The sequence below is a fragment of the Nostoc sp. genome, from assembly GCF_036917455.1.
In the GTDB taxonomy this organism is placed as follows: Bacteria; Cyanobacteriota; Cyanobacteriia; order Cyanobacteriales; family Nostocaceae; genus Nostoc.
The window spans coordinates 1-11,070 of the sequence record NZ_JBALDK010000118.1 but is presented as its reverse complement, the minus strand read 5'-3'; the positions used below and the strand labels follow the sequence as shown (position 1 = coordinate 11,070).

Here is an 11,070-nt window from a genome sequence, read left to right as displayed (position 1 = left end):
ATACAGCTAAAGATAGAGGTTATGGTTATATATTCTTATTTAAACTTAGTACAAATATTAAGTCTATAGATTATTAGTATTAAGTTAATCAAAACATTATGTTTACTAGTTGCTTGAAAAATAATACTAAATTAAGTTTAAATAAAGATAGCAATGTCTCAAATGTTGAGATAGCACTTATTATAGATAAAATCAAAAGTAATATCTGGATATTTGGAATTCCATCTTGGCTTTTCGGAATAACTGATAGAAGTATAGCTGCATTTACTGATGGTTATTTATCTTATATAGAAATATTTCAGCTATTTACAACCTCTTTCTTTTTTGTGAGTTGGCTATATCTCAAACCTGACGAAAGCTTCAACAGCAATGATTTAGGACCAAGCCAATATCAAGAATATCTTGCTCGAAGTCAAGCTAATAAGCTTCAATTGAAAAAGCTCCACATGATTAGCCAGGAGTATATTTTACCATTCCCTTATATTTGCCAAATTTATCATCTATTGAATTTAAAACATTTAGAAACAGTTCATCATTTTAGCCTTAATAACCTGAAAATTTTTCAAATTAGCCACTTTCAACCTACGAATACTGGTGGAATAATTAAATTTCAAACAATACTAGACTCGCCAGCTAATCCTTTGAGGATTTGGCGGCAACCGATTGTGGAAGTAGATTTAATATTACATACTCCCTATACTGTTGAACTGAGTATTCCAGTCTACAATCACAGAAGGATAATTGTTATATTTAATGCTTTTCCATTAAATGACTCAGAACATCACTTCTTTATAGATATTTATAGTGACCTAGAGTGGCCAAAGCCATTATTACAAATAATATTGCATTTTGCTTCTTGTTTGACACTATTTGAAGATTTGCCGTATCTAAGAGCTTTAGCTGATAAAAATATAGGGCGTTTATTCAAATCAAATAGAGCTTCAAATCATGAAACTGCATTGCTGTTTAAAAGATTTATTGAGCTATATGGTTCGAGTGGAGAAGTAACTAAATTACTTGAGGGAAGGGAAGAGAGTTAGAAGTTAGGAGTGGGGAGTTAGAAATTCATAACTCCTCACTTTGTTTAGTTAAGCGCGTGCTAATAAAGGAGCAGCAGCTAGTAAGGTTTTGGTATAAGGGTGCTGAGGATTGGCAAAAATCTTTTTTGTCAGACCGATTTCAACAATTTTACCGCTATTCATGACGGCAATCCGATCGCATAAAAATCGCGCTAACCAAAGATCGTGGGTGATGAACAGATAGGTTAACTCAAATTCTTCTTTTAATTGCAACATCAAATCCAGCACTTGCGACTGCACGCTAGCGTCTAACATACTCACTGGTTCATCGCAGATTAAAAGTTTGGGGTGAGTAATCAAAGCCCGAGCGATCGCAACTCTTTGCTGTTGTCCCCCAGACAAATCTGATGGATAACGCTCATAATACACTTCTGGCGGTGTTAAACCAACTTTCTCTAGCATCCACAAAACCTGTTCTTTGGCCTTAACAGGATCGGCTAGATTGTGGATAAATAAAGGATCGGCGATACTTTGTCCCACCGTCATCGCTGGATTAAGACAAGCATGAGGATCTTGAAAAACCATTTGGATTTGTCGCCGTGAGGAGCGAATTTCTTGACGCGACAGTGTAGTTAAATCTTGTCCTAAAAACTCTACTTTGCCACTGGTGGGACGAATTAGTTGCAAGATTGTTCGTGACAGCGTACTTTTACCACAACCTGATTCCCCAACTAAGCCGAGAATTTCTCCTGCATAAAGATCCAAATCAATCCCATCTACTGCTTTTATTGTCTGGGTTTGTGTCTTAAACAGTCGTTCGATAAAGTTAGGTTCTATAGTGTAGTATTGCTTGAGTTCTGTAATACTCAAAATTGGGGATTGCTTATTAATAATCGGTAATTGCTTTTCTGAATCATTGGCAATTATCAATTCTCCATCATCATTTACTGCTTGAATGTGTAAAGCTGCTTTTAAGAGCGATCGCGTATACTCATGTTGAGGCTCCCTAAATACGGTTTCTGTAGAACCCATTTCGACCATTTTGCCTTGGTACATAACGCCAATGCGATCGCAATATTCAGCCACCATTGCTAAATCGTGAGAAATCAGCAACAATCCCATGTTTTCTTCACCGCACAGGCGAGTTAATTCTTTCAATATCTGCGCGGAAACGGTGACATCTAAGCTGGTGGTGGGTTCATCAGCAACAATCAACTTGGGGTTGAGGAGTAAAGCTAAAGCGATCGCTACCCGTTGGCGCATTCCACCGCTAAATTCGTGGGGATACTGATTCCAGCGACTAGCAGGAATATTCACCTTCGCCAAAGTAGCAAGTGCTTTTTTTTTGGCTTCCCGCGTTGATAATTCTGGTGAGTGCGCCTGAAGGGTTTCGATACAATGCTTACCAATCGTCATCAGTGGATCGAGGCGTGTCATGGGATCTTGGAAAATTAAGGCGATCGCTTCTCCTCGAAATTTCCGCAACTGGTTAGGCATCAAGTCAAATATCGACTGTCCTTGAAATATCACCCGTCCCTCAACCCTACTAGAGGCTGGTAGTAAACGCATTACTGCCCTGCCTATAGTTGACTTTCCACAACCCGACTCTCCCACCAAGCCCATTTTTTCACCTGGTTGCAAGGTGAAAGATACATCATCAACCGCCCAGCTTGCCTCTTCTCCACTCCGTTGAGGATAGGCAACTCGCAGATTTTCGATACAGAATAAGGCTTCACTCATAGTTAGTTATCAGCCCTGGGCTACCAGCTTTTATAATTTCAAATTTAAGATAGTCTATCAGATTAGTATTAAACCTCCGCGATGCAAACATCTTTATTGTCTTAGCGAATCCTTGACAGTAGTGATTTATACTGCTTACATCAATTTTTACTAGTTAATGTTAAAAGACAAGCAAGTATTTTCACTATTAAGCTAATTAATGTTCGCGATCTTGATGATAACGATCGTTTATGCCTTACTCAGTTTCTAGTAGCCGTGAAATAAGCACATCTGGTTTTCTACTAACAACAGACCTAACTTTATCTATAGCAGTTACTTCACTGATTTTTACAACCATTTCCCAGAGAGTATCTTCCTCTGTATCTTTGTTGTAAGTTCTATGTTTAAACCACAATAAATCATCCCAAACTCCAATAATTGTGGCGAAATACCACTTATCTCGTACTAGTATCCAGATTTCTTGTTCTAAGTAAGTCTGTAGAAGAGATTTCACAATGACTAAGATATGAAAAAGATTGTGCTACATATTGTGTAAGTATTAACAGTTAATACAACAGTTAAAATACTGATATATTTTATTGTCAATTATATTTAGATGATTTAACAACTAGTAAGCATAAAATCTCCGAAAACTATTGTTAAGGCAATATATCACCTAATAATTACCTGAATTTGTGAAAAAATACCTGTATAAAATACAATTTTATGATTTAGTATTTGCTGTTACAGACAATAAGTACTTACTACAGCATTATCACTTAAGCCTAATTATTGCGTATCCACCCAACCTAGCAGGGTTATTTTCTCCTTAGTATATTGAATTAGATCGGCCAGTTCCAGATATTGATAAGGTAGTTTAGCCGATTAATTCACCCATTTGTGGGAGGTAATTAGTAAGCCAATAAGTGTACTTTGATTATAGTAAGACCAACTGAAGATGGTTTGAAGCAGGATTTACGTAACAGATGTATCAATCATGTTAAACCTGATATTCACCAGATGTATAAACATCAAACCCTTGCTGGTTTCAATAGTTTTGTTACTGGCTGCACAAACTTCTGCCAATGCTGAACAACCCCTTCCTAATTTGACTCCAGCACAAACTCAAAGTTTATCCCGTGACTTAGTTCCATATAATTCTCAAGACTTTTTTAGGCAAGGAAAAGACTCAATTGAGAGAGAAATTCAAATTCTCAGACAAAGACAACTGTCCTCAATTAAACCTGTTCTTAAGATTGATTTAGTTCGGCAGATCAAAAGACCACCTATTCAGCAAAAACTCTAAATCTTATCTAAGTAAGGGATCATCCCAATTTTGCAAATTTACCAAATTAGAATTAGTCATTGCGAATGGAGCGTTCGCAATGACTAGATATGTTTTTACACATTTGGGATGCTCCCTCTTAGGTAAGAATTAATATGCTTCTATAAAACCTTAGATCGCTACTTGTTGCACTGTTAATTCTTAAGCTATAGCACCTCAGCTATACCCCAGGCATGACAATTAATACACTCTGTTTTTGATTAGCAGAGTTTTTTGTTTTGAATAAAATTTGCAACAAAAATTTGCAATTTTAATTGTCTAGCAAACTCATTAACGCTTGAATTTCAACTTCTTGTGGCTCTGACAATTGACTCTGTAACTTTAATAATTGACTCTGTAATGCTTCTACCACATGGAGCATATTAGACTCTTGGGCAATTTGTAGCTGATTTTCTTTAATTTGGATCTGTTTAAGCAAGTCATTTTGAACGTGAATTGAATTGTAATGTTGAGCAATCATAGCTTTACATTTTGTATCAATCTAATCTATTGAGTGCAACGAAATTTATCTCCAATGTATTATTCCACACTTTTATCATTTTTTTATATCTGGTTATTTAATTTTCATTACTCGTAGTGTTTATGGGTATGGCAGATTTAATCCACTATGTCGATCTTTTTAGAGGCTTTTACAAAAATGGGAATTATGATATAAGATTGGTTGACTTAGGGTTAATTTTAGATAACGGACATTAAGACTTACGCATGAATAACGGAAATGCTAGCCATAGATAACACGGGAAAATAATAGTTTGAGAGACTTTTTGCGTAAGTCCTCACAGATAATCTTGTCTGTTACTTTACTGGGTATTGTAGGTATTTTCAATAATTTTTTGTGAACGGCATGAACTTAAAGTTTATAAAGAAAAACATTTTTCCTGTTGTAAAAGTTATATCTACAGTACTTATAACCAGTGCAATTGGATTAGAATCGTGGAATATTTATGCCGTACTAACTAATAGTAATGTACCAAGCAGCCTGAATCCAATTTTTTGGATTGAGCGTTTTGCCATGACGAGCCATTTTACCCTAGGTATTGTAGCAGCTTTTTATGCACCTTCAAGAAAAAAGATCCCAATCCAGTATGCTACTTATACTTTTTTTGTAGGCACAATTGGCTTGTTAGAACTGTTTGATCGAGATGACGCTTCTACATCTTGAAGGTGTGAGATTTTTGGATTAGCTAGGTTGGTAGCGATCGCATCGCATGACGCACCATCAGATTATCAAATCCCCGCTACTGAGCAAAAATCAGTTGCGGGGCTTTTTCAATGTAGGTCACTGGTGAATCTGACAAGCAGAAGGAGGTATAGTTTGTATAGTGAGCTTTTTGCTGCAATTTTAGTTTGATACTAAGGAATAAAAAAATGTCTACTGATACTCAGATAGTTAATTACGTTGAAGAAAGTGAATTTGATGTTGTTTTAAATGGAAGTGAAGAGAAAGTTGTTGTTGTTGATTTTACGGCTACTTGGTGTGGGCCCTGTCGGCTGGTCAGTCCGTTAATGGATCAACTCGCCCAGGAATACAAAGGCCGCGCTAAAGTCGTTAAGGTAGACGTTGATAACAACAAACCAATTTTCAAAAAATTCGGTCTTCGCAGTATTCCAGCAGTTTTAATTTTCAAAGATGGCAATTTAGCAGAAACTATCGTGGGAGTTTCTCCTTACGAGCAGTTTAGCGAAGCTGTTCAAAAGCTTCTTGAGGTTGTTTAAACTTAATTTGTAATTAAAAATATCCGATTCCTAAAAACGGCAATGACGTTTCAGGTGGTGTTTCAATTCCCTGAAGTTTGGTGCATTGAACTTATCACCACCTAAAGCGTAATTATGAGTTATACCTTTTTAAGGATTCACTTTTCGCCGATAATGTGATTGCAGTAACCCACTAGAATATTGTTTCGAGTTAATCAGCTCCAATTGTTCTTCAGGACTAGGCGGTGGGAAAAGTTGTATGCCGCTACCTAAGATAGTTGGAATAGTTGAAATAATATATTCATCAATCAAACTGTGCTGAAGAAACGAATTAATTAATGCTCCGCCACCAACTAGCCAGATATTTTCAAAACCTTGGGTCTCTATATCTGCTAAAGCGTTATTTACTGGATCGGAAACAAATACAACGTCCTCATGGTTAGATTGGAGATGGCGCTTGGTGAAAACAAAAGATTTCTTCCCCGGATAAGGCCATTCATCAAAACCAAGCCCTACTTCATAGGTATTGCGACCCAAAACAATCGCATCAATGGATTCGTAGAAATCACTATAACCGAAGTCTTCCCCTTCAGTGTCAAGGATTGATAGCCATTCAATTCCTCCATCGTTGCGAGCAATATAGCCATCCAAACTAGCTGCAATGTAGAGTGTAACTTTCGTCATTTTACTCTCAATTAGTTACGTTTTTTGATTGTGGGATTTAAACCGACCTGCAATAAATTCTCGCTTAGATAAATGCTTTGTATTGCGTTTGGTGACTCGCTCTCGCCACATTTTGAAACTAGATTCTTTCATTTCGCGCCTCATTAAGGCAATTACCTGTTTCTCTAACAGTCCAAACTGAGCTTCAATAGCATCAAAAGATGTTCTATCTTCCCATGCCATCTCAATGATGCGATCGATGGTTTGTGAATCGAGGTTAGGTAGCTTCATTCCTTTTCTGGCAATTGGTAAATTTGAGCTATATACATTTTACTTTTCATTTTGAAGAACCGTTGTGTCTGCTGCACCCAGTTGCAAGGCATAGAGGTTGGCATAGACACCTTGTCGATCGATGAGTTCGGCGTGAGTACCTTGCTCTACAATTTGTCCCTGCTGAATTACTAATACCCGATCTGCTTGAGTAACTGTGCTGAGACGGTGGGCAATTACGAAACTGGTACGACCTTGCAGCAAACGAGCGATCGCAGTTTGTACTAGCGCTTCTGTGCGCGTGTCAATACTACTGGTGGCTTCATCAAGAATCAGAATTCGGGGGTTAATCAACACCGCACGGGCAATACTGATTAGTTGTCGTTGTCCCTGGCTTAGGGGCGCTCCCCGTTCACCCAATTGGGTTGTATAGCCTTGTGGCAGTGAGGTAATGAACTCATGCACATTTGCCAGTTGTGCAGCCTCTTCGATATCAGCTTGGGTACTATAGGGAGCGCCAAAGGCAATGTTTTCGGCGACGGTGCCACTGAACAAAATATTATCTTGTAGAACGATGCCAATTTGACGGCGTAGACTTGCTTGAGTAACGCTACGCACATCAATATCATCAATTTTCACTGCACCGCTAGAGACATCATAAAAGCGCAAAATCAAGTTAATAATTGTACTTTTTCCCGAACCAGTCGGCCCTACTAATGCAATCATTTGTCCTGGATAGGCGTGCAAATTCACCCCTTTAAGAACCAATTGATCTGGGTTATAGCCAAACTTGACATTCTCAAATGTCACTTCACCCTGAATCGGCGGCATTTCTGTCGCATCGGGTGCATCTTTGAGTTCTGACGGTTCATCTATTAATAGAAAGATTCGCTCTAATCCGGCGAAGGCAGATTGAGCTTGGGTGTAAAACTGGCTGAGAATCTGAATAGGGCGGAAGAACTGCTGGACGTAAAGTAAAAAGGATGTCACCACACCCACTGTTGCAGCCCCAGTGACGGCAAGATAGCCACCATAAGCCAGCACGCCTGCGGTTGCTAGTGTGTTAAGAAAATCGATGGAAGGCAAAAAGGCGGAAGTAATTGCTACAGCTTCGACATTGGCATCACGATTGGCGGCGTTAAGAACGTCGAATTCTGCGATATTCATCTGTACCCGATTAAATGCCTGTGCTTCTCTGACGCTGCCAATATCTTCTTCCAACTTGGCGGAAAGCTGACCAATAGTCTGTCGAGTAACGCGAAACCTGGTTCTTGCCCAACGAGCAAACAAACTTGTGGTCAAAATCATCAGTGGGACAACCAAGTTGCTCAACAATCCGAGTTGCAGGTTGATGGAGAGCATGGCAATGATTATGCCGACCAAACTGAAAACGTTGCCCAGCATTTGGGCAATCGTTAGTCCAAATGCCTGATTCACAGTATTGACATCATTTAGCAGGCGGCTCATTAAATCGCCCGCTTCGCTGCGATCGAAAAAACTGAGGGGCAGACTTTGGATTTTAGTAAAAATATCTTGCCTCAATTGAGCCAGCAATCGCTGCATAATCCAGCCGACTCGAATAATTTGACCCCGAATTGCTAAAACGCCAAGTCCGTAGTTCAGCCCTAGTAGCCCTAATAACATTAAGAGTCCTTGCAAATTACCTTGGGCAATTAAGCGATCGATCGACCAACCGAGGAAAAATGGGCCAATTGCTTGGGTTACGGCACCAATAAATACTAATGTCAGGGCGATGGGAATTTCTTTGCGATAAAGTAGCAGATATTGCAAAAAGCGTTGCAGGGTGGAGATTTGCTTACTCGATCGATCGTCAGATGCAACAACGGGAATAGTGCCTCTCATAGCAATTTTGGATTTTAGATTTTAGATTTTGGATTTTAGATTACAAGGCTGTTATAAAAATCTCAAGCAATGCTATTTATGTTAGTCTGGGATCATTTTTATCTTTCGTCTTTACCTGAGATTCCAAAATCACACCGTAGAGAGGGCTGGTTTCCATCAATTCCTCGTGAGTACCTTGGGCTACCAATCGGCCTTTATCAACTAGAAAAATGCGATCGGCATTCTTAACGGTGCTAATACGTTGAGCTACTACAAAAGTTGTGCAAGTTTTTTGGCGCATTAAGCGATCTAGTTCGGCTTGAATATGGGCAGCAGTTTTGGCATCTACAGCTGAGGTACTATCATCCAAAATCAGAATGCTGTAATCGGTTAGTAAGGTACGAGCGATCGCAATTCTTTGTTTTTGTCCGCCAGATAAACCCACACCTCGTTCACCCACAATCGTCTCGTAGCCATCGGGTAGACCGATAATAAAATCATGCATTTGGGCGGTTTTTGCAACCTCAATCACTTGCTCTAGGGTTGCATTGGGTTTGGCGTAGGCAATATTTTCGCGGAGTGTGCCAGAGAAAAGGGTGGTTTCTTGAAATACAATGCCAATTCGCGATCGCAGGCTTTTAAGCGTGAAATTTTTTACATCTCGTCCGTCAATCCGAACTGCTCCCCCTGTAACATCATAAAAGCGGGGAATTAAGTTCATAATTGTGCTTTTCCCGGAACCAGTCATCCCTAGAACGGCGATTAGTTCGTTGGGTTTGGTTTCAAAGGAAACTTCTTTGAGAGTTTCGGTACTGGCTCCCGGATAGCGAAAGGAAACATTTTCAAAGGTGATTCTCCCACCGCAGGTTTCAAATGGCACCGCACCGGGGCGATCGCGGATCTCTACCTCTGCATCGACAACTTCATAGACTCGTTCAGCAGAAGCAGCTGATTGAGCGATCGCGGGTGCTGCAAATCCAATCAACAAAATCGGTTGGAGAATCAATGCTAGGTAGGAGTTAAACGCCACCAGTTCGCCAATGGAGAACCTACGCCCAATCACCTGCGCTCCCCCGTAGCCGAAAACTGCCAGTGTCACCAAGTTACTCAGCAAAAAGATAAACGGGAAGGTATTATGGATGGCGCTAATGGTCTTCATATTTGCCTTAACCAGACCATCATTTAGGGTCGTGTAACGCGACCTTTCGGCTGATTCCCGGACAAAGGCTTTCACCACCCGTATTCCTAGCAAGTTCTCTTGTAGTACGGCATTGAGGTCGCTTAGTTGCTCTTGGACTTGCCGAAAAAGTTTATTATTGCGGGTGACAAATCTTGCCATCAACCATGCTGATACAGGTACTGCTGTTAGGGTAATTAGTGCGAGTTCCCAATTCATCACCAGCAAAACTACCGCAATAGTCACCAGTGTGACAATTCCACCAATGACCTGAATTAAGCTAGTACCAATAAAGGTACGGATCTGCTCAATATCGCTGGTGACACGGGTTAACAGTTGGGAAGTCTGCGCCTGGTCATGATAGCTAAAACTGAGATTTTGAATTTTGCTGAAAATCTTGTTTCGCAGGTCGTAAGCTACACCCTGAGATGCTGCTTCTGCCAAATAGCTTTGTCCAAAGTTAAATAAACCACGAGCGATCGCGGCCAGTACCATCCAGGCGGCGCTGTATAGCACAATTTGAAGGTTCTTTGGGATGATACCTTGATCGATTCCCCACCGAAATAATTGTGGAGTCACCGCATTTGCGATCGTCAACAGCAACAGGCTGACCAATGCTCCGAGCGTTGTCCATCGGTAAGTGCTTAAACTCTTAAGCACACGCTGCATTGACTGTATCGACGAAGTTTCTTGGAGTTCTGGTTGCTGAACCACTGAAATGCACCCCTGTATCTTTGGAAAATTATCTCGCACTTTGATTGTAAAAAAACAACTGGTCAATGGCGAATATGGAATCTATTTGTGGTGACAATTCCACATTTGGGGACAACGACATGGGAAAATACGTCTTTGGCAACATTGCGGCTAATCCATTTGAATACCGAAGAAAACCAAAGAACAAGAATAATGGCTCAAGATTTTTATCGCAATCCCCAACTTCCCTCAGAGATGTCAACTGCTATCAGTCGCACAGCAAAGCCAAGTTCTGAGTTCTACTCTATTTTTTCTGAAGAAGAAATCTTAGGGATAATTAATGCATTAGAAGTCAGACAAGAAATCCCTCTAAAGTATTCTTATAAAGGTAGAGGTGCAAAAATATGGGATGACTTTTATCTAAAATATATTATTCCTCGATGGTATCGAACATCGAATGTAGAAATTGAGCTTTTAAAGGCTAATTTTAACTACTTTAATGAAAATATTAAAAGTGGCGAAAAAATTAATATTGTAGATGTAGGTGCAGGAAATTCATATCCTGCAAAAGATTTTATTCAAAAGCTTAATAAATTAAATAAACTTAATAAATATATTGCCTTAGATATTAGTGAAGAATTACTTGA

12 protein-coding genes are annotated in these 11,070 nt (G+C 39.6%); 5 read left to right on the top strand and 7 right to left on the bottom strand.

The genetic code is table 11. The features are described from left to right. Nucleotides 1-98: 98 nt before the first annotated feature. A complete protein-coding gene (locus tag V7K42_RS12840) occupies nucleotides 99-1,040 on the top strand; it encodes a hypothetical protein (protein WP_334916689.1) in 942 nt (313 codons plus the stop codon). Nucleotides 1,041-1,088: 48 nt separating this feature from the next. Here the strand turns inward: V7K42_RS12840 and V7K42_RS12835 are convergent, their stop codons facing one another. After that, complete coding sequence (locus V7K42_RS12835; protein WP_334916688.1) at nucleotides 1,089-2,759, bottom strand: ABC transporter ATP-binding protein; 1,671 nt, start codon at nucleotides 2,757-2,759, stop codon at nucleotides 1,089-1,091. A 235-nt stretch (nucleotides 2,760-2,994) separates the two neighbouring features. Continuing rightward, entirely contained in the window at nucleotides 2,995-3,252 is a 258-nt protein-coding gene (locus V7K42_RS12830) for a hypothetical protein (RefSeq protein WP_334916686.1), read from the bottom strand. Nucleotides 3,253-3,735: 483 nt separating this feature from the next. Between V7K42_RS12830 and V7K42_RS12825 the strand changes: the two genes are divergently transcribed. After that, the gene (locus V7K42_RS12825) at nucleotides 3,736-4,044 is read left to right on the top strand and encodes a hypothetical protein (RefSeq protein ID WP_334916684.1); all 309 of its coding nucleotides are present in this window, start codon (nucleotides 3,736-3,738) and stop codon (nucleotides 4,042-4,044) included. A gap of 289 nt (nucleotides 4,045-4,333) precedes the next feature. On the opposite strand, the gene V7K42_RS12820 is transcribed toward V7K42_RS12825, so the two are convergent. Further along, entirely contained in the window at nucleotides 4,334-4,543 is a 210-nt protein-coding gene (locus V7K42_RS12820; protein ID WP_334916682.1) for a hypothetical protein, read from the bottom strand. A gap of 384 nt (nucleotides 4,544-4,927) precedes the next feature. Here V7K42_RS12820 and V7K42_RS12815 point away from each other — a divergent pair, with 384 nt between their 5' ends. Beyond that, nucleotides 4,928-5,245 carry a hypothetical protein gene (locus V7K42_RS12815; RefSeq protein WP_334916680.1) on the top strand — a complete coding sequence of 106 codons (318 nt, stop codon included), beginning with the start codon at nucleotides 4,928-4,930 and terminating at the stop codon, nucleotides 5,243-5,245. A gap of 206 nt (nucleotides 5,246-5,451) precedes the next feature. Continuing rightward, nucleotides 5,452-5,799 (top strand): thioredoxin, encoded by a 348-nt coding sequence (trxA, locus tag V7K42_RS12810; RefSeq protein WP_094328019.1) that lies wholly within the window; start codon nucleotides 5,452-5,454, stop codon nucleotides 5,797-5,799. 129 nt (nucleotides 5,800-5,928) lie between these two features. Here the strand turns inward: trxA and V7K42_RS12805 are convergent, their stop codons facing one another. The 4 genes from V7K42_RS12805 to V7K42_RS12790 form a co-directional block, all read right to left on the bottom strand. Next, complete coding sequence (locus tag V7K42_RS12805) at nucleotides 5,929-6,462, bottom strand: dihydrofolate reductase family protein (protein ID WP_334916678.1); 534 nt, start codon at nucleotides 6,460-6,462, stop codon at nucleotides 5,929-5,931. 15 nt (nucleotides 6,463-6,477) lie between these two features. Next, nucleotides 6,478-6,732 (bottom strand): TIGR03643 family protein, encoded by a 255-nt coding sequence (locus tag V7K42_RS12800; RefSeq protein WP_334887849.1) that lies wholly within the window; start codon nucleotides 6,730-6,732, stop codon nucleotides 6,478-6,480. Nucleotides 6,733-6,771: 39 nt separating this feature from the next. Beyond that, entirely contained in the window at nucleotides 6,772-8,574 is a 1,803-nt protein-coding gene (locus V7K42_RS12795) for an ABC transporter ATP-binding protein (protein ID WP_334916676.1), read from the bottom strand. Between the two features lie 76 nt (nucleotides 8,575-8,650). Then, on the bottom strand, nucleotides 8,651-10,444 hold the full coding sequence (locus V7K42_RS12790; protein ID WP_334916674.1) for an ABC transporter ATP-binding protein: 1,794 nt from the start codon (nucleotides 10,442-10,444) through the stop codon (nucleotides 8,651-8,653). Nucleotides 10,445-10,636: 192 nt separating this feature from the next. Here V7K42_RS12790 and V7K42_RS12785 point away from each other — a divergent pair. Then, on the top strand, nucleotides 10,637-11,070 hold a 434-nt coding region (locus V7K42_RS12785; RefSeq protein ID WP_334916691.1), incomplete at its 3' end, for an L-histidine N(alpha)-methyltransferase.

Bases quoted from the DNA above. Each gene is read 5' to 3' on its own strand.
- V7K42_RS12795 (WP_334916676.1), bottom strand. From the start codon at position 8,574: ATGAGAGGCACTATTCCCGTTGTTGCATCTGACGATCGATCGAGTAAG.
- V7K42_RS12835 (WP_334916688.1), bottom strand. From the start codon at position 2,759: ATGAGTGAAGCCTTATTCTGTATCGAAAATCTGCGAGTTGCCTATCCT.
- trxA (WP_094328019.1), top strand. From the start codon at position 5,452: ATGTCTACTGATACTCAGATAGTTAATTACGTTGAAGAAAGTGAATTT.
- V7K42_RS12815 (WP_334916680.1), top strand. From the start codon at position 4,928: ATGAACTTAAAGTTTATAAAGAAAAACATTTTTCCTGTTGTAAAAGTT.
- V7K42_RS12820 (WP_334916682.1), bottom strand. From the start codon at position 4,543: ATGATTGCTCAACATTACAATTCAATTCACGTTCAAAATGACTTGCTT.
- V7K42_RS12825 (WP_334916684.1), top strand. From the start codon at position 3,736: ATGTTAAACCTGATATTCACCAGATGTATAAACATCAAACCCTTGCTG.
- V7K42_RS12800 (WP_334887849.1), bottom strand. From the start codon at position 6,732: ATGAAGCTACCTAACCTCGATTCACAAACCATCGATCGCATCATTGAG.
- V7K42_RS12805 (WP_334916678.1), bottom strand. From the start codon at position 6,462: ATGACGAAAGTTACACTCTACATTGCAGCTAGTTTGGATGGCTATATT.
- V7K42_RS12840 (WP_334916689.1), top strand. From the start codon at position 99: ATGTTTACTAGTTGCTTGAAAAATAATACTAAATTAAGTTTAAATAAA.